This window comes from Rubrobacter marinus, assembly GCF_011492965.1.
GTDB lineage: Bacteria > Actinomycetota > Rubrobacteria > Rubrobacterales > Rubrobacteraceae > Rubrobacter_F > Rubrobacter_F marinus.
The window spans coordinates 3,124,183-3,149,703 of the sequence record NZ_CP045121.1 but is presented as its reverse complement, the minus strand read 5'-3'; the positions used below and the strand labels follow the sequence as shown (position 1 = coordinate 3,149,703).

Genomic DNA, 25,521 nt, shown 5'->3' with positions numbered 1-25,521 from the left:
CCTCCCCTAATGCTCGTGGTCCCCGCCGTGGGGGGCGGCCTCCTCGGCGGGGGCGGCACCGCGTTCCCTCAGGAGGTCCTGCATGACCTGTATCTCGCCCCGCTGCGAGGCGGCGATCGCGCCCGCGAGCTGCTCGACCTCCGGCCGGCCGGTCTCGGCGAGGACGGCCTCGGCCATGGGGATGGCGGCCTCGTGGTGCGGGATCATGAGCCGCAGAAACTGCTTGTCGGCTTCGTCGGGCGGCAGGGCCTCGAGGGCGCTTATCTCCTCGCCCGTTGCCATCCCCGGCATCAAGCCCTCGGTGGGGTGGCCCATCCAGGACATCGGGGCCTCCTCCCCGGTCTGCGGCAGGCGCCACGCGGCGAGCCAGCCCTGCATCTGGCCGATCTGGCCCTGCTGCGTGAGGGAGATGTCCGTGGCCAGCTGCCTTATCTCGTCGCTCTCGGTCCTGCGCTGGATGATCTCGGCCATCTGCACGGCCTGGGCGTGGTGGACGGCCATGTCCCGGGCGAACCCGGCCTCGGCCGAGTCGCCGTCCGGGGGCCTGTACGAGAGGCCGAGGTAGACGCTGGCGAGCGCCGCCCCGAGCAGGGCGACCCCGGCCAGGAGCCCGGCGAGGATCAGGACCTCCCTGCCGCGGGAGGAGGCCGTGTTCCTCTCCCGGCTCGCGACGGTGGGGCGGGGGCTCGCCGATTTCATCCTAGACGGTCTCCGCCGTCCCGCCGGTGCAGGCCGCGCCCGGCTCCGGGGTCTGGGGGCCGCGCCGGTAGGCCTGGATGAACTGTTGCAGGGCCTCGTCGTCCGCGCTCTCGAAGGCGAGCTGCTTGCCCCACGCCGAAGCCACGATCGGGGTGCCCCCGGGCAGGTCGGGGTAGGGGCTCGCCATCAGGCAGTCCCGGCCCTCGACGAGCTCCCTTATCCTGTCCTTCCCCTCCTGCGGGAGGTCGGGAGAGTAGGTGATCCAGACCGCCCCGTGCTCCAGGGTATGGACCGCGTTCTCGTTGCGGATCGGCTCCTCGTAGAAGGTGGCGTTCTGCCAGACGTCGTTGTGCGCCCCGCCGACCGGGGGGCTCTGCTCGTAGTCCACGGGGTCCTGGGTATGGTTGCCCGCTCCGGCGGAGACGTCGAACTCCTCGACGCCGTCCGGCGGCCCGGAGCTCTGGCTGCTGTCCAACCAGACCAGCGCGCCGAAACCCCCGAGGAATGCGAGGACCACCAGGCCGATGATGATCGTCGTCCTGGAGGGCCCACCGCCCGTCGCTTGCTGGCCCTGCGCACCCCTGCTCTTGCCCAACTCCCTACCTCTCTTCTTGCTCCTGCACGGTCCCGCCCGAAAGGCCGGCGGGCGCCGGGCCCGCGCGTTCCGGACGGGCGTTGCCCATCCTAGCACAAGAAAATCCGACCACCGGAAGGGCCCGCGGAAGACCGTCTACGGCCGCATCCACGCCGCGAAGAGAAAGACCGCCAGCGCCGCGAGGGAGAGCCAGACGGCCACCACCACGACGGCCGCCACCTTGTTTACCGGCTTGCCGCCGGCCATGGCCCCCCGCGCCTTCGCACGGCACTCGGCGAGCACGGGCGCCGGGATCATGCGTATCGCGAGCGCCACCCCAAGGGGGACGAGCACCAGGTCGTCCAGATACCCGAGGACGGGGATGGGGTCGGGGATCAGGTCTATCGGGCTGAACGCGTACCCGACGACGACCGCGGCGAACACCCGGGCGTACAGCGGCACCCGCGGGTCCCGGTAAGCCAGGTACAGCGCGTACACCTCCGCCTTGAGCTTCTTCGCCCAGCCCTCGAGCCGCTCGTACACCCCGCTCACCGCGTACCACCCCTCTCCAGGCGCCCCAGCCCCGGCACGAAGCGCCCCGCACGCGAGGCATAGGCCGCGTAACCGGCGCCGTGCGCACGGATGGGGTAAGGCTCCTCGACCATACGGACCTGCGTCTCGACCGAGACGAACATCGCCGCGAGCCCCACGAGGGCCGCGGCGTTCGGCAGCACGAGCGTTATCCCCACAAAGGCCGCGACGGTGCTCGAGAAGATCGGGTTGCGCACGAGCGCGAAGGGACCGGCGGTGACGAGCTTCGTCTTCTCGGCCTGATCCACCCCCACGCGCCAGGAGGCGCCCATAACGAGCTGGGAGACGAGCGGTCCGGCGAGGCCCGCGAAGTACAGCATGAACCCCAGGGCGTGCCCCGCCGGGCCGTCCAGGGCGGCGACGGGCCGCAGCAAGCCGGCGAGGTCCAGCACCGGGGCGGCGAGGAAGAGCAGCGAGGCGGCGACGAACAGCACGCCCCCGCTCCACTCGACGGAGCCCGGCCGCCCCTTGATCCCGGCGATCCCCGTCGAGCCGGTGCGCCGGAGTTGCAGGAGCGCCCGCCCCCCGAGGGCCCGCGCGGCGTAGAGCGCGTAGAGGGTCAGGGCCGCGAGCGCCATCAGCGCGCGCCCCGTCCGTCGCCGCGGGCCCGGAAGAGCCTCAGGCCGTTGAGCGTGACGGCGATGGAGGTGCCCATGTCAGCGAGGACGGCGAGCCACAGTGCGACGAGGCCGAAGGGCGCCAGCAGGACGAAGAGCCCCTTCACGAGCACCGAGACGAGGACGTTCTGCTTGATGATCCCCTCGGCGGCGCGGGAGAGCCTCACCGCCTCCGCGAGCTTCGGCAGGTCGTCCTGCATGAGCGCCACGTCCGCCGTCTCCAGCGCCACGCCGGACCCGGCCGCCCCCATCGCGAAGCCGACGGAGGAGGCGGCGAGCGCGGGCGCGTCGTTCACGCCGTCGCCGACCATCCCCACGGAGCCGTGCTCCGCCACGAGCCCGCGCACGGCCTCGACCTTGTCCTCGGGGAGGAGCCGCGCCCTGTATCTTATGCCCAGCGCCTCCGCCGTCCTGCGGGCGGGGGCTTCGGCGTCCCCCGTGAGCATCACGATCTCCCCGACCCCGGCCTCCCGGAGGGCCGAGATCGTGGCCCTCGCCTCGGGCCGCACGGCGTCGGCGAGCCCGAAGACGGCGATGGGCCCGTGCTCGTCGCCCAGGACCACCGGCGTCTCGCCGTCCTGCTCCACTCCCTCGAGCGCCCCCCTCGCGCCGTCCAGCGGGATGCCCGCCTCGGCGAAGAGCCGGGGGCTGCCTATGGCGTATCGCCTCCCCGCGACCCTGCCCTCGGCGCCCCGCCCCGCCACCGACCGGAAGCCCTCGACGCGCGGCAGGGCACCCGTCTCGTATCCCTCCGCCGCCTTCAAGATGGCGTGCGCCAGCGGATGCTCCGAGCGACGCTCCAGGGCCGCGGCGAGCCCTATCGCTTCGGCCTCGTCCCGGCCGTCCAGGACCACGACGCGGGAGACGACCGGGCGACCCTCCGTCAGCGTGCCGGTCTTGTCGAAGGCCAGCGCCTTTATGCGGCCGGCGGCCTCGAGCGCCGCCCCGCCCTTCACCAGGATGCCCCGCCTGGAGGCCGCCCCGATCCCCGAGACCACGGTGACGGGGGTGGAGATGACGAGCGCGCAAGGGCAGGCGATGATGAGCAGCGCCAGCCCCCGGTAGAACCATTCCCCGAAAGAAGCCCCGAGCAGGGGAGGCACGGCCGCCAGCAGCACGGCCATCGCCACCACGACCGGCGTGTACACGCGCGAGAAACGGTCCACGAACTGCTCGGCGGGGCCTTCGTCGCCTGCGCCTCCTCCACGAGCCGGACGACGCTCTGGAGCGTCGAGTCCTCGGCCCGCCTCGTGGCCCTGATCACGAGCCCGCCGGAGCCGTTGAGGGTGCCCGAGTAGACCGCGTCCTCAGGCCCCTTCTCCACCGGCACGCTCTCCCCGGTGACCGGGGCCTCGTCCACCGCCGACGTGCCCTCGATCACGACGCCGTCGACCGCGAGCCTCTCCCCGGGCCTGACGACCACGGCATCGCCGACGCCGACCTCGTCCGCCGGCACGACCGTCTCCTCGCCGCCCCTCCTCACGAGCACCTCGTCGGGGGCGAGCCCGACGAGCGAGCGCACGGCGCCGCGCGTCCTGGCTATCGCGTAGACCTGCAGCGCGTTGCCGGCGGCGAACAGCACCACGACCGAGGCGGCCTCCGCCCACTCGCCGATGCCGACGGCCCCTACCGTCGCCGCGGCCATGAGCACGTTCATGTCGAGGTGACGCGCGCGCAGGCCGGCGACGGCCGCCCGGAAGATCGGCAGCCCCCCGACCACGATGGCGGCGAGGTAGACGGGCGCCCGCGCGACCTCCGACGCCCCGGCGAGCGAGAGCGAGAGCCCGACGAGGAAGAGCACGGCGGAGGCGACGGTGAGCAGCGCCCTCGGCGTGCGCCAGAAGGACGCCTCCTCGGCCCCCTCCACCTTACGCACCCCGTAGCCGGCGTCCCTGACGGCGCGCTCGATCTCCTCCAGCCGGAGGCCGGGATCGTGCTCGGCGTCGAGGCGGCCGGCGGCGAAGTTCACGGTGGTCCGGCGCATCCCCGGCAGCGCCGCCACCCGCCTCTCGACGGTGATCGCGCAGCTCGCGCAGTCCATCCCCTCGACCCGCACCACGGTCCGCTCCGTCCCATCCAGCGCGGGCTCGTGCCGGGGCTCCTCCCGCGTCGCCGGGCCCGCGGGCCGCCCGTCCCCCTCCTGCCCAAGGACGGGGAGCATCTTCCTCGGCCGGCTCACCGCGCCCCGGCTCTCGCGGGCTCCGTCTCCTCGCCCAGCACGGCGTCGAGGAGGGCCCGGCCTGCGGGGGTCAGGGAGTACATGACGAGCTTGCCACTCCGGCGCGAGACGACGAGGCCGTGCGACCGGAGCGTGCGCAGGTGGTGCGAGACGAGGTTCTGGGCGCGGGAGGAGATCCAGGCCAGGTCGCAGACGCACAACTCGCCGACCCCACCCTCCCCGCCCGCCTCGCGCAGCGCCGCCGCGAGCGTGAGCCTCGTCGGGTTCGAGAGCGCCCGCGCCCGCTCCGCCGCCGCCCGCGCCGCCCCGTCCTCCAACAGCGCCCGGCGGATCCCCTCCGCCCTCGGCGCGTCCAGACACAACAGATCGCAACGCTCGTCGCTCATGAACTCATACTAACGTACGTTGATACGTTAGCGCAAGGGGGAAGGCCCCTGGCCTGGGTTCATCAGAGCCGTGCGAAAGCGGTGGTGCCGTGGAGGTAAGAAGGTGGGGGGGAGGTTGGGGGGCCTTTTACTCGTCGCGGGAGCGGAAGCGGAGGGCGTGGAGGGTGGCGTGGTGGTCGCCGACGTGGTCGACCTGGAGGGTGGTGTGTTCGATGCCGTACTCGTGTTCGAGCACGTCCTCGATCTCGCGGCGCCTCTCGTGGCAGTTCTCGTTGCGGCCGACGAGGACGTGGGCGGCGAGGGCGGGGAAGCCGCTCGTTATCGTCCAGATGTGCAGGTCGTGGACCTCGCGCACGCCCTCGACCTCGACCATCTTCCTGCCCACCGCGTCGGCGTCGATGCCGCGCGGGGTCGCCTCCAAGAGGATGGTCACCGAGTCGCGCAGGAGCTTCCAGGACGAGGCGAGGACCAGCAGGCCTATGACGACGCTGATCAGGGGGTCCGCGTAGCGCCAGCCGGTGAGGAGGATGACGACGGCGGCGACGATCGCGCCGATCGAGCCGAGGACGTCGGCCATGACGTGGCGCAGCGCCCCCTCGACGTTCAAGCTCTCGCCCTCCGAGCGGGAGAGGATGAAGGCCCCGGCGACGTTCACCCCGAGGCCGAGCACGGCTATGGCGAGCATCAGCCCGCCCAGGACCTCCGGGGGCTCCGAGAGGCGGCGGTAGGCCTCCACGAAGATCCAGATCGAGATCGCCACGAGCGTCACCCCGTTGAAGAGGGCGGCGAGGATCTCGGCGCGGCGGAGGCCGAAGCTCCGGGACGGGGTCGCCGGACGACCGGCGAGCCATGCGGCGAAGAGCGCCACCGCCAGGGAGGCGGCGTCCGAGAGCATGTGCCCGGCGTCGGCGAGCAGGGCGAGGGAGCCCGTGAGGAGTCCCCCGATCACCTCGACCACGGTGAACCCGCCCGTCAGGGCCAGCACGATCGCGAGCGCGCGCTTGTTCGAGCTCCCGTGGGAGTGCCCGTGCCCGTCGTGCGAGTGGTCGTGCCCGTGACCCACCGGCCTCAGACCTCCTCGTACTGCTTGAGCGCGAGCCAGATCCCGAAGCCTGTCTGCGCGGCGCCCAGTGCCCGCATGTAGCCGGGGTTCTCGGCGAAGAAGCGGGCGACCTTACGCGCGGCCTCGGGCCCCGCCTCCCAGAGGCGCGAGTGCTCTCTCGGCGAGATCACCTCGATCGCGCCGTCACCGATCGTCAGAATGGCAAAGGTCTCGACCATCCGCCTCTTCCACACGTTAGAACCCCTCCTGCCCGCGGCGCTAACCCTGCTGCGGGCGCTCGCCGAGCTCGACCTCGAACTGCTGCTCCTCGCCGTCGCGGACGACGGTGAGCGCTATGGTATCGCCGGGACGGTAGTCGCGCAGGACCCCAACAGGTCGCCGTAGCTCGCGACGGCGGCGTCGCCCGCCGCCGTGATGACGTCGCCCCGCTCCAACCCGGCCTCGCCGGCCGGACCGCCGCGCTCGACCTCGCTGACCAGCACCCCACCCTCGACCGGGATGCCGAACTGCTCGGCGTCCTCCGGCGAGAGCTCCCGAGGTTCACCCCAGGAACGGCTGGGTCGCCTCCCCGTCCTCGATAAGCTGATCCGCCACCGAGATCGCCGTGTCCGAGGGGATCGCGAACCCGATGTTCTCGGCCCCGGTCTGCGCGGGGGCAGATACGCGACGTTGATGCCGACGATCTCGCCCGCCCGGTCGGCCAGCCCCCGCCCGAGTTGCCGGGGAGATGGCCGCGTCCGTCTGTATGAGGTCCACGAGCGACGTGTCGCCCCCCGTAAGCTCCGGCGGCAGCGACCTGTTCAGGCCGCTGATGACCCCGGCAGTCACCGTCGACTGGAACCCGGACGGGCTCCCTATGGCGACCGCGAGCTGGCCGGGCGTCAGGTCCGCGTTCTCGCGGAAGCGCGCCGCCGGCAGGCCGCCGCGCTCCACCTTCACGACGGCGAGGTCGGTAGCGGGGTCGTTCCCGACGACCTCCCCGCGCTCGATGCTCCCGTCGGCGAAGGCTATGTTGACCTCGCTCGCGTCCTGGACGACGTGGTTGTTCGTAACGATAAAGCCGTCCTCGCTGTAGATCACGCCGCTCCCCAGCCCCTGCGCCTCCTCCTGCGTCCCGAAAGGCGTCTCCTGGATGGCCTGCACGTTCACCTGCACGATGCTCGGCTCAACCTGCGACGCCACCCTCGCCACGGGTTCGTCCTCGGGGACGCCCGCGCTGGGCTCGGGCGCCTCCTGGGCCACGTTCGCGGCCCCCTGCCCGGACTCCTCGGGCTCCTCGCCCCGAGGGTGCACCCCCCGCAAACACCAGCAAGAGGGCCACCAGGATCGGCGGCGCGAGCTTCATCTTCGACACCCTTCATACCTCCCGTCGGCAGCGACGATCCCGCCGGAGAACCTCGAATGTTTGCCCGCCCGAATAGCGTCGGTGACGGGCCTCAAAACGAGTATACCAAGGCATCCGCGGCCCCCCGCGAGTAGCCGCCGCGGTCCAACCTCTGGGATAATCCTCGTCGGGAAGGGAGACCCCGAAAGAAGGCGAGGGCAGGGATGGCGAGACCCCGAAACGACGAGGTATTGAGCCGCCGGGCTTTCCTGAAGCTCGGCCTGGCGGGACTCTCCGCGACGGCGCTGCTCTTCCTCTCCGGCTGCCTCGGGAGGAGCAGGAGGAGGAGGAGGACGACGAGGACGAAGACTAGCCGCGTCCGCCGACACAAGAAGCGGCGGTAGGGTCCGGGTGAAGGTTTTCGGCTCGCGGAGGGGGCGTTTGAAGGGAGGGCTGGTTTGCCGGAGTTAGGCGTGGTCATGGCGCTGCTCGCGGCGGTGGCGGCGCTCGCTACGCTGGCGCGCAGGATCGGGGTGCCGTACCCGATCCTGCTGGTGTTGGGCGGGCTGGGGCTGGCGTTCGTGCCGGGGCTGCCGACGGTGGCGCTGGAGCCCGAGCTCGTGTTCCTCCTCTTCCTGCCGCCGCTGCTCTTCTCGGCGGCGTACTTCACGTCCTGGCGCGACTTTCGCTTTAACCTGCGCGCGATAACGCTGCTCGCCGTGGGTCTCGTGCTGGCGACGATGGCCGCGGTGGCGGTCGTCGCGCACCTCGTCGTGGGGCTGTCGTGGCCGGCGGCGTTCGTCCTCGGGGCCATCGTCTCTCCCACCGACGCCATAGCCGCGACCGCGATAGCGCAGCGCCTCGGGGTGCCGCGCCGGATCGTCACGGTCCTCGAAGGCGAGAGCCTGGTCAACGACGCCGCCGCCATAGTGGCCTTCCGGGTGGCGGCGGGCGTGGCGGCGGGGACGGCCGCGTTCTCGCTCGCGGGGGTGAGCTTTCAGTTCGTGGTGGGCGCCGTGGGCGGGGTCGCGGTGGGGCTCGGGATCGGGTGGCTCGTGGTGCGCGCGCTCGGGGCGCTGAACGATACGCCCGTGGAGATAGTGGTCACGCTCCTGGCGCCGTTCGTGGCCTACCTGTCCGCCGAGGAGGGGCCGCACCTCCTCTGGCACGAGATTCTGGGCCTCCCCGGCGAGCCTTTCTTCTCCGGGGTGCTCTCGGCGGTGGCCGCGGGGCTCTACCTGGGGCGCAAGAGCCCGACCCTGATGTCCTCCCTCTCGCGCCTGGAGGGGGGTGCCGTGTGGAACGTCGTCGTCTTCCTGCTCAACGGGCTGGCGTTCGTCCTCATCGGTCTGCAGCTCCCCGCGGTCCTGGAAGGGCTACGGGAGTACGCGGCGGCCGAGCTGCTCTTCTACGGGGTGCTCGTGAGCTTGACGGTCGCCCTCGTGCGGGTCGCCTGGGTCTTCCCGGCCACGTACCTGCCGCGGTGGGCGAGCAGGCGCGTGCGCGAACGCGACCCCTCGCCCTCGTGGCGCAACGTGATGGTCATCTCGTGGGCGGGGATGCGCGGCGTGATCTCCCTGGCCGCCGCCCTCTCCCTGCCGCTGACCACCGGGGCTGGGGCCGAGTTCCCGGGGAGGGACCTCATCCTCTTCCTGACCTTCGCCGTGATCCTGGTGACCCTCGTGGTCCAGGGCCTCTCGCTCCCGCTCCTCATCCGCGCCCTTGGCCTCGAAGACGACGGCTCCGTCCAGAGCGAGGAGGTGCGCGGCCGCATAGAAGCCGCCGACGCCGCCCTGGCTCGCCTGGAGGAAGTGGCGGAAGAAGGGTGGGTCCGGGAGGAGACCGCCGAGCGGGTGCGCGGCATGTACGGCTACCGGCGGGGCCGCTTCGCGGCCCGCGAACTCGGCGACGACGGTTACGAGGAGCGCTCGCAGGCGTACATGCGGCTGGTCCACGAGCTGGTCAAGGCGCAGCGCGAGCGGCTGGTCCAACTGCGGGATGATGGCGTGATCTCCGACGAAGCACTCCACCGCATTGAGCGCGATCTCGACCTCGAAGAAGCGCGCCTGGAGGCATGAGCCGCAGCACAAAGCGAAACCAGGCAAAACCTCGTGCCACACCTCTCGCCGGCGCTACCCCGCGTCGGACTACAACACCGAAAAGCTCTGCCTCCTGGGTGCCTTGCCGAAGGATCGGTGGGCCATAGATCGGAGGGGCACCGCGGTCTGAGCCGCGAACTTCCGACGCGCAACTCGACGGGGGGCGCCGGTCGGGGTCAGCGGAGCTTCTCCTTGACCTTCTCTTCCTCGTCCTTGAGGTAGAGGAAGACGTCCTGGGCGAAGCGGACGGCGTGCTCTTCTGGCAGGTTGATCCTGCGGTTGGCGATGACCGAGCCGAGCTCTCGGACGGCGGCGTCCGCCATCCCGACCATCATCTCGGCCTCCTGCAAGACCTCCTGTCGCTCGGACTCGGAGAGCCCTTCGGGCCTCTCGGCCTTCTCCCGGTGCTCCCTGAGGTACTCGATGAAATCCCTTATGCCCAAAACCCGCCTCTCTCTTTTGTCGCGAGGATTATAGCGGCTCGTCGCAGGGCGTCAGGAGCGGCTGTCCTCCAGGATCTCGGGGGTAACGTTCGGCGAGCCGACGGCGCGGGCGCGCTCTTCGGCGAGCCTCCGGGTGCGGCCCCTCAGAAAGGCCGGCACCTCTTCTAGCTCCTCCAGCGCCTCCTCGGTCCAGAGGGGACCGCGCGTCTTGCCCCCGCGGCCGGGCTCCCTCCGCGGTCCGCCCAGGGCGCCGTCGAGGGCGTCGGCGAGCACGCTGGAGCCCCTGTAGCCCATCAGCGGCTGCCCCGCGAACGGGTTCTGGGCGACGGGGGGACAGAGGGGGAGGAACGGGATGCCGAGGGCGTCCGCGACCGCCCCTTCGAGGTGCGTGCCGACGACGAGGTCCGGGTCCGCCTCCTCGACGCGGGCGGCCACCTCGCCGGGGTCGTCCGTGACGAACGCCTCGTCGGTGAACGTGCCGGCCTGGAAGAGAAAGTCCTTCTCGAGCTGCGACAGGTACGTCCCCGCCCACGCGACCTCCAGCCCGACCTCGCGCGCGAGGGTGTAGCCGAGGCCCACGGAGTAGGTGAAGTCCCCGAAGATCACGGCCCTGCGGCACCCGAAGGTCTCGGGGACGGCGAGGCGGGCGTACCACGGCAGCTTCGCCGTCCGGGCGAGCTCCGCCCACACCGCCCGGCGGACCCTCCCCGAATCGAGGGAGCAGAGCCCGCCCACCGCCCTCATCACCGCCCCCGTCCCCGCCGAGCCCAGGGGCGGGGTCGTCACGCGCGGCATCCCGAACTCGTCCTGCAGAAAGAGGGTCGCCGCGTCCCCGACCTCGCGGTACAGGACGACGTTCGCCCACGCGCGCGGGAGGCGGGCGAGCTCCCCGACCGAGGCCCCGAGCGGTACCCGCGTCGCCCCGACCCCGAGGAGGTTCAGGAGCCGCTCCACCTCCTGGGCCTCCTCCTCCGCGCCCGGCGCGAAGAGCGGGGGCCCGAAGACGTTCACCGTCGGGGTCGGGCTCTTCGCCTGGGGCTTCGCGTGCGCCCTCACGAGCTCCTCGAGGGCGAGGTCGGCGGCCTCGATCTCCCGCACGACCGGCGACTCCCACGCGCAGGCGACGAGCTTCGGCGCCCGGCCCGTCTCGCCGCTCTCGGGGAGCACGAGGTCGGGGGTGGCCTCGCCGGAGAGCAGCGCCGCCTCCGAGCGCGCGAGGACGAAAGCCTCCGCGTCCGGGTTTTTGCGCGAGATCTCCCGCAGGTCCCGCGCGAGGCCGGGCCCGCCGACTGGGCTCAACGAGACCGGCGCCGGGTCGCCGGAGCGCGTGAGCGCGCCGTAAAGAGCGGCGAAGTAGCCCTCCTCCGGGTAGGCGCGCAGCACCGCGTGCACCCCCTCGACGGAGGCCGCCGCCCGCAGGATGCCGTGGCTGCCCGGACCCTCGTAGAGGCCGCCGAGGACCCTCATGGGCGCCCCGTGGTACCTACCGTGCTCACAGGTTGAGGGCGTCCAGCGCCTCGGCGCGCTCGAACGTCCGCGCGAAGAGGGCGAGCACCCTGCGCGCCCCCTCGTACCCCCGCGGGTCGAGGGCGAGGACGTCCACGGACGATCGGCACAGGTGGCCGCGCGCGACGAGCGGGACGAAGAGCCCGGGGCCAGCCACCACCACGTCCGGCCGGGCCGCCTCTATCCGGCCGAGCTGCGCCCGCCAGTCCGGGGCCTCGACCACGTCCACGTCCGAGCCCAGGGCCGAGAGCTCCACCCCGAGAAATCGCTTCTCCAGGCGCGGCGTCCCTACCTCCAGGACCACCGCCCCCGCGTTCGCTAGGAAGCGGGCGAGCGGGATCTCCATCCCGAATCCCCGTGAAGAACACCCTCTTGCCGCGGACCCTGGCGCGCAGGTGCTCCATCTCCTGCCACACCCGCCGGGCGCGGGCCCCTCGCTCGTCACGCCGCCGGTCGCCGCCACGACGTCGCCGACGAAGCGCGCCGTGCCGTCCACCCCGACGGGGAAGAGCGTCCGGACCACCTCGGCCCCGCGCTCCTCCGCCTCCCGAGCCGCCCCGACGAGGTAGGGGTCGAGGACCGCGACGACCGTCCCCTCGCCGACCACCGGGAGCTCCGCGACCCCGCCCCCAACCCGCCCGCTCGTCCGCTGGAACGCTCCCCGCGACCTCCACCCCGGCCCGCCTGAGCTCCGAGGCCAGCTCTCCCCGGGAGCCCGAGGCCCCGCCGAGCAGCACGACCGGCCTGCGCTCCCCCGCCTCCTCGTAAGCCCTCCGGCCCCCGGACCTCCCCCTCAACCTGCCGAGAAGCCCGGACCTCGCGCTACCCTTCGCCCCGCCCTTGGCCGGGAACGGTTCCTCGTGCTCCGGGCCGAAGACGCCGCGCGAGCCGAGGCCGACGAGGACCCGCAGCGCCTCGTCCGCGAGATCCGTGGAGAGGACGCCGGGGGCGTCCCTCGAGGGCTCGACCGCCCGCACCGGGGGCCCCCCCAGGCGCCTCTCGGCGAGCTCCGCCTCGAAATGCGGGTCCACCCCCAGCAGGCGCGCCGACCGGCAGGCCACGAGCAGCACCACGCCGGCGCCGCGCGAGCCCGAGGCCGCCTCGACGATCCGGGAGGCGAGGACGCCGCCCTCCGGGAGCTCGTCCGGTTCCAGCACGACAAGGGAGACGGCCGGGACGGCCGGTCCGCGGTAGCGGGGGAACCGGGGAGCGGGCCGGAGAGGGAGAGGACGAGGTGGGCGTCGGCGCGGGTGCCGGCCACGACGATCAGGGCATCCCCGAGATCCTCCGCCAGACGGGAGAGGCCGTGCAGGGGGAGACGACGTCCGGTACCCCCGACTCGTTGAGGATGGTCAATCTCTCTCCCTAATACTTGCCGTGCGGGCATCCCCCTTTGGCCCGCCGCCCACTCCTGAGGGCCCTAGTTTAAGGCGTCGAGGGTCTCCAGCGCCAGCTCCATCATGTTGTCCACGGCGTCCTTGAGCGAGGAGTCCTCGATGCGCTCGACGCCCTCGGCGGCGATGGTGTCGGAGACCGTGAGCAGGCACCCGGCCCTCACGCCCCGCATCGCCGCGAGCGTGAAGATCGCCGCCGCCTCCATCTCGACCGCGAGCACGCCCAGGGAGTTCCAGAGCTCCTGCGGGTCCTCCTCGGGGTCGTAGAAGAGGTCGGAGCTCACGATGGGGCCCAGGAAACGCGGGCGCTCCGGCGCGATCTTCTCGGCCGCGTGGTACGCCGCGTGGACGAGGTCGAAGTGGGCGGCGGGGCGTAGGGGACGCCCTGCGTGATGCTGGAGACCGTGCCGTCCTGGGCGGTGGCGGCGGTCGCTATCACGAGGTCGCCCAAGACCATCTCGGGGTGATAGCCGCCGCAGGTACCGACCCGGAGGAGGTTCTTCGCCCGAGCTGTATGAGCTCCTCCGTGACGATCGCGGCCGACGGGCAACCCATCCCCGTCGTCTGCACCGAGACGGGCTTGCCCTTGTACGCACCGGTGTAGCCGAGCATCCCCGCTCCTCGGTCACGAGCTTCGCGCCCTCGAAGAAGTTCTCGGCGATGTACCGCGCCCGCCTGGGGTCGCCAGGCATCAGAACGTTCTCGGCGAGCTCTCCAGGCTCGGCCCGCACGTGGACAGGGCTCATATGCTCCTCCCTCTGGTCGTCGCAGGCCGTCAGTCCCCGACCCTTCGTCCTTGCCGACGGCTGAATTACAGGCTCCCAAGGATAACAGGGGGGCGCCTCGCGGGCTCGTCCGAGAGCTCCAGCGAGGCCAGGATCAGGGCCTCGGCCCTCTCCGTGTCGCGCGAGCCGTAGACACGCGCCACCGCCCGGCCCTCCTCGACCTCGTCCCCCGTCTTGACCAGTACCTCGACGCCGACCCCGGGGTCCACCTGGTCCGTCTTCTTCTCTCGCCCCGCGCCCAGAGCCAGGGCGGCGCGGCCGACCCCCAGGGCCCCGAACCCCGCGACGTAGCCGGAACGGGGCGCCGCGACCTCGCGGACGTCCCCCGAGACGGGGAGAGCCTCCAGGGCGTCCGCGTCCCCGCCCTGCGCGGCGACGAACTCGCCGAGCTTCTCGAAGGCTGCGCCGGAGGAGAGGGCGTGTTCCACGGCCCCTCCGCGTCGCTTATGCCCTTGAGCTCCAGGAGGCGGACCGCCACGATCCGGGCCATCTCCGAGAGGTCGGCCGGGGTCTCCTCGCCCCGGAGAAAGCGCACGCTCTCGCGGACCTCGAGGGCGTTGCCTATGGCGGACCCGAGGGGCTCGTCCATGTCCGTGATGAGGGCCGACGCCTGCACGCCCGAGTCCTCGCTCAGCCGGACCAGGAGGCTCGCCAGCTCCCGGGCCTCCTCCGTGCCCTTCATGAACGCGCCCGAGCCCTGCTTGACATCGTAGAGGAGGTGTCCGGCGCCGGTGGCCGCCTTTTTGGAGACGATGGAGGAGCCGATGAGGGGCAGGGAGTCGACCGTGCCGGTGGTGTCGCGGAGGGCGTAGATCGCCTTGTCCGCGGGCGCCACCTCCCCGGCCTCCGCTATGGCGAGGCCGACCTCGTCGACCTGGCGGCGGAAACGCGCCTCCGTGAGGGCGGCGGAGAAGCCCGGGATCGCCTCCAGCTTGTCGATCGTCCCGCCGGTCGTGCCGAGGCCCCGGCCCGAGAGCTTGGCGACGGGGGCGCCGCAGGCCGCGACGATGGGGAGGGAGGTCAGGGAGATCTTGTCCCCGACCCCGCCGGTCGAGTGCTTGTCCACGCACTCCGGGAAGGAGTAACGCGCCCCGGAGGAGGCCATCGCCGCCGTGAGCGCGAACGTCTCCCCGTAGCTCATCCCCTTCAAGAAGATCGCCATGAGGAGCGCGGACATCTGGTAGTCCGGCACCGCGCCCCCCGAGTAGCCCCGGACCACCTCGCGGACGAGCCCCTCCGGGAGCTCCGCGCCCCGCTTCTTGAGCTCTATGGCCTCCAGCACCGCGCTACCCGAACGGTTCGCGTCTCCGTCGCCGGCCAAGCCGTACCCCTTCCTTCTGGACCCTGCGGTCGTGCAACCCTCGGGGGGCTAGCGCGGTATCCTCGCCAGCTCCCCGGCCAGCTCGTAGAGGCCCGGGTCGAGCGGCCGGTCCTCCCCGACGATCTCTTCAAGCGGCACGCGCTCGATGACGTTCCCCTGGAGGCCCATCATCTTCCCGGCGTCCCCGTCCGCGAGGGCCTTGACCGCGGCGGCGCCGAGGCGTCCGGCCAGGATGCGGTCGAAGGCGGTCGGGCCGCCGCCGGATTGTATGTGGCCCGCCGCCGTCAGGTCGGCCGCGTAGCTCTCGCCGGCGTCGTTTATGTGGCCGCAGAGCTCGTCGGCGGTGGGCGAGGCGCCCTCCGAGACCACGACGACGAAGTGGGGCTTGCCCCCCTCGTAGGACTCCTCCAGGAGGCGCACTATGTCTTCGGGCTTCGTCTCGAACTCCGGCGTCAGGACGGCGTCGGCCCCGCCGGCGAGCGCGCTCATCACCGCGAGGTAGCCGTTGTCGCGGCCGAAGACCTCGACCACGTGCGCCCGGTGATGGGAGCTCGCGGTGTCCCTTATGCGGTCGATGATCCCCACCGCCGTGTTCAGCGCGGTGTCCACCCCTATGGACATATCCGTGCCGGCGACGTCGTTGTCTATGGTCGCGGGTATCCCCGCCACCGGCAGCCCCCTTTCGTCGAGCGCGAGCGCCCCGGCGAGGCTCCCGCCCCCGCCGACGACCACGAGCCCCTCGACGCCGGCCTCCCGCGCGGCCTCGACCGCGCGGCTCTTCCCCTCGTCCGTGGCGAAATCGTCGGAGCGCTCCGTCCCGAGCATCGTCCCGCCGCGGGACATCCAGCCGCTCAGGGCGCCGGAATCCACGGAGCGGAAGCGCCCCTCCAGGAGGCCCGCGTACCCCGACTCGACCGCCGCGACCTCCCAGCCCTTGCCGAAGGCCGCCTGCGCCACCGCGCGCACCGCCGCGTTCATCCCGGGGGCGACACCCCCGCCGGTAAGCACCGCTATCTTCAACGTTCCCTCCCCGTCTCTCCCGTGCTTATGGGAGGAAGCTCCTCCCCGGCAATCCGTCTCTCCCTATCCCGAGCCACGCCGCCACCGTCGCGCCCACGTCCGAGAAGCCGTCGCGTACGCCGAGCGGGCGGCTTGCGCCGCTTCCCGCGAGGACCAGCAGGGGGACGCGCTCGCGGGTGTGGTCCGTACCCCTGAACGTCGGGTCGTTGCCGTGATCCGCGGTGACGACGAGCAGGTCGTCCTCCGTGAGGGCGGCGAGGATCTCGGGGACCCTGGCGTCGAAGCGCGCGAGGTTTTCGGCCATGCCCTGCGGGTCGCGGCGGTGGCCGTACTTGGCGTCGAAGTCCACGAGGTTCGCGAAGACGAGGCCCGACTCGACGCTGCTCAAGGCGCCGAGGACGGCGTCGACCTTCGCGGCGTCGTCGGGCTGGCCGGGGAGGTGCTCGGTGATGCCGCGTCCGTCGAAGATGTCCCGGACCTTGCCGACGGCGACGACCTCGTGGCCGGCGTTCTTCAGGAGGTCCAGGTAGGTGTCGCGGGGCGGGGTGATGCCGTAGTCGTGGCGGTTCTCGTTCTCCCGCTCGTAGGCGCCGGCGCTCCCGTGGTAGGGACGCGCGATCACGCGCTCGACGAGGATTTTGCCCTCCCCGATGAGCATGCGATGGGCCTTCTCGCAGGCGTCGTAAAGCTCTTGAAGGGGGATCACGCCGGTGTGCGCCGCGACCTGGAAGACGGAGTCGGCGGAGGTGTAGACGATCCAGGCCCGGTCTTCTCCTGCTCGGGCCCGAGCCTCTCCACGATCTCCGTCCCGACGCCGGCTCGTTCCCTATGACCCCGCGCCCGGTCTCCCGCTCGAACCGGAGCAGTATCTCCTCGGGGAACCCTCGGGGTACGTTGGCAGCGGGTCCTCGAGGACGATCCCCATCATCTCCCAGTGCCCGGCGAGCGTCGCCTTCGCCGCCGACCGCTCCTCCATGAGCCCGTGGGAGGCCCGCGGCGCCTCGACCGCGGGGACGCCCTCGGCCTCGACGACGTTCCCGAGCCCCAGAGCGCCGAGGTTCGGCACCTCCAGGCCTCCGACGGCCCGGGCCGTGTTGCCCAGGGTGTTCGCGCCCTCGTCGCCGAACGCCGCCGCGTCGGGCGCGCCTCCCGCCCCCACGCCGTCGAGCACCAGGATCACGGCCCTCCGGCCCATCGAATCCTCCTCCCGCCGTCCCCGCCCCGAAGCGCGCGGCCGATCGCCATCGAGGACCAATCATAGAATAGAACGGTGGGCGAGTCCCGGGGGTGGCGCGACGGGGGAAGCAGGGCCTCGACGGGGCCCCGGGACGCGGGGCGGCGGGGTTGCGAACCGCTACGGAAGGGCAAGTAGGAGGCATGTTGCCGGGAGGGAGAGAGGCCGTGCGAGGGGCGGTCGCTGCGGACGCCGAGGCGGTCCACGGGCTCGCCGGCGAGCTGGCGGAGGCGCTCGGGGATAAGCCCCCGGACCTTCCGGCCGTCCGCAAGCGCCTCCTCGAGCTTCTCGACGAGCCCCGGGCGCGCGTCCTCGTCGTGGAGGGCGAGGAGGGGCTGGTGGGGGCGGCGACGCTCTGGATCAAGCCCGACCTCGCGCACGGCGACGTCGTCATCGAGGTCCCGATGCTCGTGGTGGCCGGCGAGGCCCGCCGCCGGGGCGTCGGGAAGCTTCTGGTCGACGGGATCAGGGAGGTCGCAGCCTCGGAAGGGGCCACCCTCGTCGAGCTTATCGCCACGTCCGACAACTCGGTCGCCCGCGCCTTCTACCGCTCCCTCGGCTTCGTCGAGACGGACCACGTCTCCCTCGAGTTCGTCGGCGACATGCAGGACCCGCCGGACCCGGACGAGTAGGGGGAGAGCGGGCCTCAGCCCGAGAAGGCGGCCCCCGCGGCGAGCAGGATCAGGCCGCCGATCACGAGGCAGGAGAGGAACGCCCTGCCGAACGTGATCTCCCGGACCACCGAGAGCCCGATCGCGAGCAGCAGCACGCCCGCGTAGGCGCCCGCGAACCACCTGACCCCCGGCACCGCCGCCAGCGGCCAGGCGTAGCCGAACGGGTAGGCGAGCACGCGCCACGTCACCGCGTAGCCGTACCTGCCGCGCCAGGAGGCGAGGTGGTAGGGGGCGGCGAGGACGAGCGAGAGGGGCAGGGGCAGGACGAGCGCCAGAGCCGCCCGTAGAGCTCGCCCCCAGGGCCCACAGGACCGCGGCGGGGACGCCGGAGAAGACGAGGAAGAGCCCGGCGCCCTGGGGTCCGGGACCCTCGGGAGGAGCTCGAAGAAGCGCAGCGGGTGGACGAGCAGGCGTCCCAGAAGCTTCCCGTAGCTGGAGAACGGCCGCGAGACGTCCCACTCGCTCGCCCCGCCCTGATGGTGTCCCGATTGTAGCCTCGCTTCGCCACGCGATCAGTATAGAACCGGCGCTCCCCCGAGGCTGACGAAGGCATGGAATCCGTTATACTCAAGCCTAGATTTTGCTTGTTTTGACGAGGATCGAAGAGAGGTACCGCGGATGCAAAGCAATGACTCGTTCGGCGCTCGTAAGACCCTTACCACAAGCTCCGGTGAGGTCGACTATTACAGCTTGAAGGAGCTGGACGAGAAGGTCGGAGGAGACGTCTTCTCCCTCCCGTTCTCCGTCCGGGTACTCCTCGAAGCCCTGCTGAGAAACTGCGGCGGCAAGTTCGTCGCCAGGGAGGACGTCGAGGCGCTGGCGAACTGGCCCGAGTCCATCGGCGGGGAGCTCGCCTACCTCCCGGCGCGCGTCGTGATGCAGGACTTCACCGGGGTGCCCGCCGTCGTGGACCTCGCCGCGATGCGCAGCGCGATGAAGGAGGTCGGGGGGGACCCGGCCAAGATCAACCCGCTCGTCCCGAGTGACCTCGTCGTGGACCACTCCGTGCAGGTCGACGCCTTCGGCAGCGCCGCCGCGCTCCAGTTCAACGCCGAGCGCGAGTTCGAGCGCAACCGCGAGCGCTACGAGTTCCTGAAGTGGGGCCAGCAGGCCTTCGACGACTTCACCGTCGTCCCGCCCGCGACCGGGATCATCCACCAGGTCAACCTCGAGTACTTCGCCCGCGTCGTCGAGGTCCGCGACGGGGTGGCGATGCCGGACTCCCTCGTCGGGACGGACAGCCACACGACGATGGTCGAGGGCCTGGGCGTCCTCGGCTGGGGCGTCGGCGGGATCGAGGCCGAGGCCGTCATGCTCGGCCAGCCCTACTACATGCTCGTGCCGGAGGTCATAGGCTTCAAGCTGTCCGGCGCCCTGCGCGAGGGCGTGACCGCGACCGACCTCGTCCTCACCGTCACGGAGATGCTCCGCAAGCACGGCGTCGTCGGCAAGTTCGTGGAGTTCTACGGCGAGGGCCTCAGCAAGCTCTCGCTCCCCGACCGCGCCACCATCGCCAACATGGCCCCCGAGTACGGCGCGACCTCCAGCTTCTTCCCGGTCGACGCCGAGACGATCCGGTACCTCCAGGGCACCGGCCGCGACGAGGAGCTCACGGATCTCGTCGAGGCGTACACGAAGGAGCAGGGCCTCTGGCGCACGGACGAGACGCCGGACCCGCGCTTCACGGAGACCCTGGCGCTGGACATGAACGAGGTCGAGTCCAGCCTCGCCGGTCCCCGCCGCCCGCAGGACAGGCTGGCGCTCTCCGACGTGAAGCCCGCGTTCCGCCAGGCGCTCGCCGCGATGGTCGAGCCGGACAACGAGTTTATCCAGAACGCCGACGACGCCTACGACGAGGCCGACGACGAGTCGTTCCCGGCGAGCGACACCCCGCACGCCAACGCCCCCGCCACGGACGGCGGGCGGGCCAGGGGCGCCTCGGACGAGTACGGCGGCCAGGAGGGCGGGGCCATGTCCGCCGGGGGGAGCCACGAGGAGGACGACACCGAGTCCTTCCCGACGAGCGATGCCCCGGCCGCGTCGGCCGACGCCACCGGCGAGGGCGACGCCGACCCTTCGGCGGGAGGCGAGCCCGAGGGCGGCGAGCCGGAGGCCGTGCCGAACGGGGGCGTCACCCTCACCCTCGACGGCAGGGAGGCCCACCTCAAGCACGGCTCGGCCGTCATAGCGGCGATCACGAGCTGCACCAACACGTCGAACCCGTCCGTGATGATGGGCTCCGGGCTTCTCGCCAAGAAGGCGGTCGAGAAGGGGCTGACCGTCGAGCCGCACGTCAAGACCAGCCTCGCGCCAGGCTCCAAGGTCGTCACGGAGTACCTCCAGACCTCGGACCTGTTGCCGTACCTCGAGGAGCTCGGCTTCGACGTCGTCGGCTACGGCTGCACCACCTGCATCGGCAACTCGGGGCCGCTGGACGAGGAGGTCTCCAAGGCCGTCGACGAGAACGACCTCGTCGTCGCCGCCGTCCTCTCCGGCAACCGCAACTTCGAGGGCAGGATCAACCCGGACGTACGGGCCAACTACCTCGCCTCCCCGCCGCTCGTCGTCGCCTACGCCCTGGCCGGCACGGTCGATATCGACCTCGTCAACGAGCCCCTTGGCAAGGACAAGGACGGCAACGACGTCTACCTCAAGGACATCTGGCCGTCGCAGGAGGAGGTCGCGCGCGAGACCGAGAAGGCGCTCGACCCGAACCTGTACAAGAAGCAGTACGCCAACGTCTACACCGGCAACGAGCAGTGGAACGAGGTCGAGGTCCCGAGGGCGAGGTCTACGCCTGGGACCCGGACTCCACCTACATCCAGGAGCCCTCGTTCTTCCAGAACCTCTCCCCCGAGGCCTCGGACCTGACGGACATCGAGGGGGCGCGCGTCCTGGTCAAGGTCGGCGACTCGGTGACGACGGACCACATCTCGCCTGCCGGCGCGATCCCTTCCAAGAGCCCCGCCGGGCAGTACCTCCAGGAGAAGGGCGTCGACCCGAGGAACTTCAACTCCTACGGCTCCCGGCGCGGCAACCACGAGGTGATGGTGCGCGGCACCTTCGGGAACATCCGCCTGCGCAACGAGCTCGCGGGCGGCAAGGAGGGCGGCTACACCGTCCACTTCCCCGACGGCGAGGAGACCACGATCTACGACGCCGCGATGCGGTACGCCGAGGAGGGCGTACCCCTCGTCGTGCTCGCCGGCAAGGAGTACGGCACCGGCTCCTCCCGCGACTGGGCGGCGAAGGGCTCGTTCCTTCTCGGCATAAAGGTCGTCATCGCCGAGAGCTTCGAGCGGATCCACCGCTCCAACCTCATCGGCATGGGCGTCCTCCCGGTCCAGTTCGCGGGCGGCGAGAGCGCCGAGTCCCTCGGCCTCACCGGTAAGGAAACCTACGACGTCCTCGGCCTCGCCGACCTCTCGCCGGGCGCCACGCTCAACGTGCGCGCCACGAGCGACGACGGGGAGACGAAGGAGTTCGAGGTCCTCGCCCGCGTCGACTCGCCCGTCGAGGTCGAGTACCTGAGGAACGGCGGCATCCTGCACACCGTCCTCCGCCAGCTCAAGGAGAGCGCCTAAAGGGCGAAGCCCGCGCGCGAGAGCGGGCTCCCTCCGGGCGCCGGGGCCACGCGGCCCCGGCGCCCGGTCTTCCTTGACCCGAGGGCCGATCCCGTTTACCTTCGTACCACTCTGGTCCATCTACGTACGGGAGAGGGGACGAAGGTGGCATTCGGGACCTCAGAGACCTGCCCGGCACAGGGCCCCGCCGGGCCCGGAGCGGTAGCGTAGCGTGCCCGCGAAGGTCCTCGTTACCCGTGAGATCCCCGAGGCCGGGCTCCGCACCCTGCGGGAGGCCGGCTTCGACGTGACCGTGCTCTCCGAGGCGCCCCCCGCCCGCGAAGAGCTCTTGGAGGCGGCCGAGGGCGCCGAAGGCGTGCTCTCGACCGTGACGGAGACGATAGACGGCGAGTTCATGGAGGCCGCCGGGGACGGTCTGAAGGTCGTCGCGAACATGGCCGTCGGCTACGACAACGTGGACCTCGGGGCGGCGGGGAGAGGGGCGTCGTCGTCGCCAACACCCCGGCGTCCTCGACGAGACCACGGCCGACGTCGCGTTCATGCTCCTGCTCGCCGCGGCGCGGCGCCTCGGGGAGGCCGAGCGGGCCCTGCGCGCGGGCCGGTGGGAGTGGTGGGGCCCGAAGCTCTTCATGGGCCCGGACGTGTGGGCAAGAGGCTCGGCGTGGTCGGGCTCGGCAGGATCGGGAAGGCCGTCGCCCGGCGCGCCCGCGGCTTCGGCATGGAGGTCGTCTACTACAATCGCTCCCGCAAGCCCGAGGCGGAGAGGGAGCTCGGGGCGCGCCGCATGGAGCTCGGCGAGCTTCTGGAGACGAGCGACTTCGTCTCGGTACACACCCCCCTCACCGAGGAGGCGCATCACCTTATAGGCGCCGAGGAGCTCGGGAGGATGAAGCCCCGCGCGGTGCTCGTCAACACCTCGCGCGGGCCGGTCGTGGACGAGGCGGCGCTCGCGGACGCTCTGGAGGCGGGGAACATCTTCGCCGCCGGGCTCGATGTCTACGAGGAGGAGCCGAAGGTGCACCCGAAGCTCCTGGAGAGGGAGAACGTGGTGCTCGCCCCGCACATCGGGAGCGGCTCCATCGAGACCAGGGACAAGATGGCGGTCCTGGCGGCGGAGAACATAAGGGCGGTGCTGATGGGGGAGCCGCCGAAGAGCCCGGTCGAGGAGTAGAGAAGGACAACAAAAGGAGGGTAGGCTTGGCGAAGCGCATGGTGGTGCGGGGGCACGGGGCGGAGATCACGGTAGAGCTCGAGGAGCGCCCGGTCGCCGAGGAGATGTGGGAGAGGCTCCCGATGAAGGTCAAGGCGAGGCGCCGGGGGACGACGAGCTTCACTTCCCGTCCTCGTGCCCGAGGCCGTCGAGCCGCCGGACAACAACGGGGTGGAGGCCGGCGACGTGGCCTACTGGCCCGAGGGGAACGCCCTGTGCATCTTCTGCGGCCCCGCCTCCGACGACTCCCCCCGCGACGCCGAGGACTTCACCAAGATCGGACGCGTCGTCGAAGGCCTCGAGGGCTGCGAGGGCGTGCGCGCCAACGAGGACCTGCGCATAGAGGCGGCGGAGTAGACGGCAGAGCGGCGGCGCAACCGGCCCGGGACCGCTGGGCCGAGTGGGTGCTCCGCCGCCAGCACGGCGGGAGGAGTTTCTAGACAGCGCCGGGAACCCGAAGCTGCCGAGGGTCCGCGAGGCCATGCGGGAGGCCCTGACCTCCGAAGAGGCGGAACGCTTCGCGGCTCACCTCCGGCCCCTGGTCGAGGCCGGCGAGCAACGGTACCCTTTCGCCGTCGCGTTTCTTCGCGCCGTAAAGTAGCCGAGAAGGAGGACCTGTTTGGTTTCCGAAGTCCCGCAGAACCCCGTCGCGGTCGTGACCGGAGCCGGACGCGGCATCGGCCGCAGGGTGGCTCTCGCCCTCGCGGAGCGCGGCTACCGCGTGGCGGCGAACGACCTCGGCGCGCCCGAGGGGACGCTCGGGGAACTCCGGGCCCTCGGAGCCCCCGCCCTCTCGCTCCCCGGCGACGTCTCCGACGAGGGGGTGGTGCGGGGGATGCTCGACGCGGTGATGGGCGAGTTCGGGCGCGTGGACGTGCTCGTGAACAACGCCGGCGTGAGCTTTATCGCCCCGGCGGAGGAGACCACGCTCTCGGACTGGCGGCGCGTCCTGGAGGTGAACCTCACCGGGCCGTTCCTGATGAGCCAAGTCTTCGGCGTCGAGATGCTCGGGCGGGGGAGGGGCAGCATCGTCAACGTGAGCTCGGTGGCGGGGCTCCTCGGGGTCGGGGACCGGGCGGCGTACAACGCGAGCAAGCACGGCCTGATCGGCCTGACCCGCACCCTGGCCGCCGAGTGGGGCGGGCGCGGCGTGCGCGTGAACGCCGTCTGCCCAGGATGGGTCAAGACGGAGATGGACGAGGAGGACCAGGGGGCCGGCGGCTACGTCGACGACGACATCCGGGGCCGGGTCCCGATGGGCCGCTTCGCCACCCCCGAGGACATCGCCCGCGCCGTCGCCTTCCTCGCGGACGACGAGTGGAGCGGCTTCGTCAACGGCCACACCCTCTCCGTCGACGGCGGCTGGTTCGCGGACGGGTCCTGGGAGAGCATCCGGCGCCGCAAGCAGGGGCCGTGACGGGACGCCGGTGAGCGACGGCTACCGGGAGGACCTGGCGTACGTTCACGACGCCGGCTTCGGGCGCGTCGCCGACGACGCCGCGGGGCTGTTGATAGAGACCCTGCGGGACGGCGGCCACGAGGACGGGCTCGTCGTCGACCTGTGCTGCGGGAGTGGGCCCCTGTCGCGGAGGCTCGTCGACGCCGGTTACGGCGTTCTCGGGGTGGACATCTCCGGGGCGATGGTCGAGATGGCGAGGGAGCGGGTACCGGAGGGGCGGTTCGTGGAGGGCTCGGTCCTGTCCTTCGAGCTCCCGCCGTGCGTCGCCGTCGCGGCGGTCGGGAGTGCTTCAACTACCTCTTCGACGAGCGCAACACGGAGGAGGAGCTCCGGGGGCTGCTCCGTCGCATCCACGCGGCGCTGGTCCCCGGTGGCGTCCTGGTCTTCGACGCGGCGGGGCCCGGCCGAGCGGGGGCCGCCCGCAGACCCACGCCGAGGGCGACGGTTGGGCGGTCCTGGCGAGCGCCGAAGAAGACGAGGGGAAGGGGGTCCTTACGCGTCGGATCACCACCTTCCGTAAGGTGGGCGAGCTGTACCGGCGCGACGAGGAGACGCACCGTCTGAGGCTCACCCCGCCGGGCACCATGGTCGCGCAGCTCCGGGACGCGGGCTTCGAGGTCCGCGTCCTAGACGGCTACGGCGAGATGAGGTTCCCGCGGGGGCTCGCCTGCTTTCTGGCGCGGAGGAAGCCCTAGCCGTCTTTGGGGGTCGGAGCGTGTAGACTTGCCCGCGGCTCGCGGAGCGGCGCGGATGAGGGAGGATTCATGGCGTTGGACGGGGACGTAGCGGGAGGGCACGAGCTCTACTTCGAGGACTTCGAGGAGGGGCAGGTCTTCGAGCTCGGGGAGAGGACGCTGACGAAGGAAGAGATAATCGCCTTCGCCCGTGAGTACGATCCGCAGCCGTTCCACGTGGACGAGGAGGCCGCCGGGGCCTCTGCGTTCGGCGGTTTGATCGCCAGCGGCTGGCACACCGCCGCCGTTTTCATGCGCCTCTACGTCGATGCCGTCCTCCACCGCGCCGCCAGCTTGGGCTCGCCCGGCGTCGAGGAGCTGCGCTGGCTCAGGCCCGTCCGCCCCGGCGACGCCTTGAGCGCCAGGCTCACCGTGCTCGAAGCCGCCGCGTCCTCCACCAACCCCGCACGCGGCACCGTGTACTTCGTCTCCGAGGTCCACAACGGGCGCGGCGAGAAGGTGATGACGATGAAGGCCCGGGGGCTGTTCGCCCGCCGCGGCGGCTCGGACGGGCCCCCGCGCGGGGGCCGGAAAACCGCGTAGGCGCGCGGCGAAGGCGGCCTTTAAAGGAAATCTTGTCTTGTGCCGATAAACGTGTAACGATGCGCCGCCGGGACCGGGCGCA

General features: G+C 71.6%; 27 protein-coding genes and 4 pseudogenes. 12 read left to right on the top strand and 19 right to left on the bottom strand.

The window, feature by feature from the left end:
- Positions 1–6 precede the first annotated feature (6 nt).
- From GBA65_RS16290 to GBA65_RS16250, 10 genes and pseudogenes are all read right to left on the bottom strand, one after another.
- Entirely contained in the window at positions 7–699 is a 693-nt protein-coding gene (locus tag GBA65_RS16290; RefSeq protein ID WP_166397460.1) for a DUF305 domain-containing protein, read from the bottom strand.
- A gap of 1 nt (position 700) precedes the next feature.
- A complete protein-coding gene (locus GBA65_RS16285; protein ID WP_166397459.1) occupies positions 701–1,294 on the bottom strand; it encodes a DUF3105 domain-containing protein in 594 nt (197 codons plus the stop codon).
- A 135-nt stretch (positions 1,295–1,429) separates the two neighbouring features.
- Positions 1,430–1,825: a YkvA family protein gene (locus GBA65_RS16280; RefSeq protein ID WP_207955837.1), complete on the bottom strand. Its 396-nt coding sequence runs from the start codon at positions 1,823–1,825 to the stop codon at positions 1,430–1,432.
- Positions 1,822–2,442 carry a methyltransferase family protein gene (locus GBA65_RS16275; RefSeq protein WP_166397458.1) on the bottom strand — a complete coding sequence of 207 codons (621 nt, stop codon included), beginning with the start codon at positions 2,440–2,442 and terminating at the stop codon, positions 1,822–1,824. The genes GBA65_RS16280 and GBA65_RS16275 overlap by 4 nt, the downstream gene beginning before the upstream one ends.
- Positions 2,442–4,522 (bottom strand): annotated as a pseudogene (locus tag GBA65_RS24535) (heavy metal translocating P-type ATPase). The gene GBA65_RS16275 and the pseudogene GBA65_RS24535 overlap by 1 nt, the downstream one beginning before the upstream one ends.
- A gap of 134 nt (positions 4,523–4,656) precedes the next feature.
- On the bottom strand, positions 4,657–5,046 hold the full coding sequence (locus GBA65_RS16265; RefSeq protein ID WP_166397457.1) for an ArsR/SmtB family transcription factor: 390 nt from the start codon (positions 5,044–5,046) through the stop codon (positions 4,657–4,659).
- Between the two features lie 127 nt (positions 5,047–5,173).
- A complete protein-coding gene (locus GBA65_RS16260; protein WP_166397456.1) occupies positions 5,174–6,109 on the bottom strand; it encodes a cation diffusion facilitator family transporter in 936 nt (311 codons plus the stop codon).
- A 5-nt stretch (positions 6,110–6,114) separates the two neighbouring features.
- Positions 6,115–6,342 (bottom strand): hypothetical protein, encoded by a 228-nt coding sequence (locus GBA65_RS16255; protein ID WP_166397455.1) that lies wholly within the window; start codon positions 6,340–6,342, stop codon positions 6,115–6,117.
- Positions 6,343–6,441: 99 nt separating this feature from the next.
- Positions 6,442–6,591, bottom strand: coding sequence for a PDZ domain-containing protein (locus tag GBA65_RS24530; protein ID WP_228281401.1), 150 nt, complete (start codon positions 6,589–6,591; stop codon positions 6,442–6,444).
- 58 nt (positions 6,592–6,649) lie between these two features.
- Complete coding sequence (locus tag GBA65_RS16250; protein WP_228281400.1) at positions 6,650–7,351, bottom strand: S1C family serine protease; 702 nt, start codon at positions 7,349–7,351, stop codon at positions 6,650–6,652.
- A 306-nt stretch (positions 7,352–7,657) separates the two neighbouring features.
- Here GBA65_RS16250 and GBA65_RS16245 point away from each other — a divergent pair, with 306 nt between their 5' ends.
- Together GBA65_RS16245 and GBA65_RS16240 are read left to right on the top strand one after the other, a co-directional pair.
- Entirely contained in the window at positions 7,658–7,837 is a 180-nt protein-coding gene (locus GBA65_RS16245) for a hypothetical protein (protein WP_166397454.1), read from the top strand.
- A 54-nt stretch (positions 7,838–7,891) separates the two neighbouring features.
- A complete protein-coding gene (locus GBA65_RS16240) occupies positions 7,892–9,511 on the top strand; it encodes a Na+/H+ antiporter (RefSeq protein ID WP_207955835.1) in 1,620 nt (539 codons plus the stop codon).
- A gap of 197 nt (positions 9,512–9,708) precedes the next feature.
- Here the strand turns inward: GBA65_RS16240 and GBA65_RS16235 are convergent, their stop codons facing one another.
- From GBA65_RS16235 to GBA65_RS16225, 3 genes are read right to left on the bottom strand one after another with little or no spacing between them, the layout of a single operon-like run.
- Complete coding sequence (locus GBA65_RS16235; protein WP_166397453.1) at positions 9,709–9,975, bottom strand: hypothetical protein; 267 nt, start codon at positions 9,973–9,975, stop codon at positions 9,709–9,711.
- Positions 9,976–10,026: 51 nt separating this feature from the next.
- Entirely contained in the window at positions 10,027–11,442 is a 1,416-nt protein-coding gene (locus GBA65_RS16230) for a nitrogenase component 1 (protein WP_166397452.1), read from the bottom strand.
- 25 nt (positions 11,443–11,467) lie between these two features.
- Complete coding sequence (locus GBA65_RS16225) at positions 11,468–12,088, bottom strand: nitrogenase component 1 family protein (RefSeq protein WP_166397451.1); 621 nt, start codon at positions 12,086–12,088, stop codon at positions 11,468–11,470.
- 627 nt (positions 12,089–12,715) lie between these two features.
- Between GBA65_RS16225 and GBA65_RS25405 the strand changes: the two genes are divergently transcribed.
- Entirely contained in the window at positions 12,716–12,850 is a 135-nt protein-coding gene (locus tag GBA65_RS25405) for a hypothetical protein (protein ID WP_266096500.1), read from the top strand.
- Positions 12,851–12,901: 51 nt separating this feature from the next.
- Here the strand turns inward: GBA65_RS25405 and GBA65_RS24525 are convergent.
- The 5 genes and pseudogenes from GBA65_RS24525 to GBA65_RS26620 form a co-directional block, all read right to left on the bottom strand.
- Positions 12,902–13,487, bottom strand: a pseudogene (locus tag GBA65_RS24525) (phosphorylase family protein).
- Between the two features lie 199 nt (positions 13,488–13,686).
- Positions 13,687–14,088: a hypothetical protein gene (locus GBA65_RS26630; protein WP_407691103.1), complete on the bottom strand. Its 402-nt coding sequence runs from the start codon at positions 14,086–14,088 to the stop codon at positions 13,687–13,689.
- 68 nt (positions 14,089–14,156) lie between these two features.
- Positions 14,157–14,879: pseudogene (locus GBA65_RS26625) on the bottom strand (thymidine phosphorylase); the annotation flags it as partial.
- Positions 14,880–15,029: 150 nt separating this feature from the next.
- Entirely contained in the window at positions 15,030–16,001 is a 972-nt protein-coding gene (locus GBA65_RS16210; RefSeq protein WP_207955833.1) for an ATP-dependent 6-phosphofructokinase, read from the bottom strand.
- Positions 16,002–16,026: 25 nt separating this feature from the next.
- A pseudogene (locus tag GBA65_RS26620) lies at positions 16,027–17,196 on the bottom strand (phosphopentomutase).
- Between the two features lie 206 nt (positions 17,197–17,402).
- On the opposite strand from GBA65_RS26620, the gene GBA65_RS16200 reads away from it, so the two are divergent.
- Positions 17,403–17,867, top strand: a complete 465-nt coding sequence (locus tag GBA65_RS16200; RefSeq protein ID WP_166397449.1) for a GNAT family N-acetyltransferase — start codon at positions 17,403–17,405, stop codon at positions 17,865–17,867.
- Between the two features lie 14 nt (positions 17,868–17,881).
- Here the strand turns inward: GBA65_RS16200 and GBA65_RS16195 are convergent, their stop codons facing one another.
- A complete protein-coding gene (locus GBA65_RS16195) occupies positions 17,882–18,097 on the bottom strand; it encodes a hypothetical protein (RefSeq protein WP_166397448.1) in 216 nt (71 codons plus the stop codon).
- Positions 18,098–18,527: 430 nt separating this feature from the next.
- Between GBA65_RS16195 and acnA the strand changes: the two genes are divergently transcribed.
- The 8 genes from acnA (at position 18,528) to GBA65_RS16155 (ending at position 25,439) form a co-directional block, all read left to right on the top strand.
- Complete coding sequence (acnA, locus tag GBA65_RS16190) at positions 18,528–20,780, top strand: aconitate hydratase AcnA (protein ID WP_166397447.1); 2,253 nt, start codon at positions 18,528–18,530, stop codon at positions 20,778–20,780.
- On the top strand, positions 20,669–21,493 hold the full coding sequence (locus GBA65_RS16185; RefSeq protein WP_166397446.1) for a hypothetical protein: 825 nt from the start codon (positions 20,669–20,671) through the stop codon (positions 21,491–21,493). The genes acnA and GBA65_RS16185 overlap by 112 nt, the downstream gene beginning before the upstream one ends.
- Before the next feature lie 211 nt (positions 21,494–21,704).
- Entirely contained in the window at positions 21,705–22,664 is a 960-nt protein-coding gene (locus tag GBA65_RS16180; RefSeq protein ID WP_207955831.1) for a 2-hydroxyacid dehydrogenase, read from the top strand.
- Between the two features lie 174 nt (positions 22,665–22,838).
- A complete protein-coding gene (locus tag GBA65_RS16175; protein ID WP_166397445.1) occupies positions 22,839–23,060 on the top strand; it encodes a cyclophilin-like fold protein in 222 nt (73 codons plus the stop codon).
- A gap of 262 nt (positions 23,061–23,322) precedes the next feature.
- Entirely contained in the window at positions 23,323–24,120 is a 798-nt protein-coding gene (locus GBA65_RS16170) for an SDR family NAD(P)-dependent oxidoreductase (protein ID WP_166397444.1), read from the top strand.
- 10 nt (positions 24,121–24,130) lie between these two features.
- Positions 24,131–24,682, top strand: a complete 552-nt coding sequence (locus tag GBA65_RS16165) for a class I SAM-dependent methyltransferase (protein ID WP_166397443.1) — start codon at positions 24,131–24,133, stop codon at positions 24,680–24,682.
- 1 nt (position 24,683) lies between these two features.
- Positions 24,684–24,857, top strand: a complete 174-nt coding sequence (locus GBA65_RS16160) for a hypothetical protein (protein ID WP_166397442.1) — start codon at positions 24,684–24,686, stop codon at positions 24,855–24,857.
- A 69-nt stretch (positions 24,858–24,926) separates the two neighbouring features.
- The gene (locus GBA65_RS16155) at positions 24,927–25,439 is read left to right on the top strand and encodes a MaoC family dehydratase (RefSeq protein ID WP_166397441.1); all 513 of its coding nucleotides are present in this window, start codon (positions 24,927–24,929) and stop codon (positions 25,437–25,439) included.
- Positions 25,440–25,521 lie beyond the last annotated feature (82 nt).

What these genes read in the sequence shown, in the direction of transcription:
- GBA65_RS16290 (WP_166397460.1), bottom strand. Translation starts at nt 699, where the DNA reads ATGAAATCGGCGAGCCCCCGCCCCACCGTCGCGAGCCGGGAGAGGAAC.
- GBA65_RS16275 (WP_166397458.1), bottom strand. Translation starts at nt 2,442, where the DNA reads ATGGCGCTCGCGGCCCTGACCCTCTACGCGCTCTACGCCGCGCGGGCC.
- GBA65_RS16265 (WP_166397457.1), bottom strand. Translation starts at nt 5,046, where the DNA reads ATGAGCGACGAGCGTTGCGATCTGTTGTGTCTGGACGCGCCGAGGGCG.
- GBA65_RS16245 (WP_166397454.1), top strand. Translation starts at nt 7,658, where the DNA reads ATGGCGAGACCCCGAAACGACGAGGTATTGAGCCGCCGGGCTTTCCTG.
- GBA65_RS16230 (WP_166397452.1), bottom strand. Translation starts at nt 11,442, where the DNA reads ATGAGGGTCCTCGGCGGCCTCTACGAGGGTCCGGGCAGCCACGGCATC.
- acnA (WP_166397447.1), top strand. Translation starts at nt 18,528, where the DNA reads ATGCAAAGCAATGACTCGTTCGGCGCTCGTAAGACCCTTACCACAAGC.
- GBA65_RS16155 (WP_166397441.1), top strand. Translation starts at nt 24,927, where the DNA reads ATGGCGTTGGACGGGGACGTAGCGGGAGGGCACGAGCTCTACTTCGAG.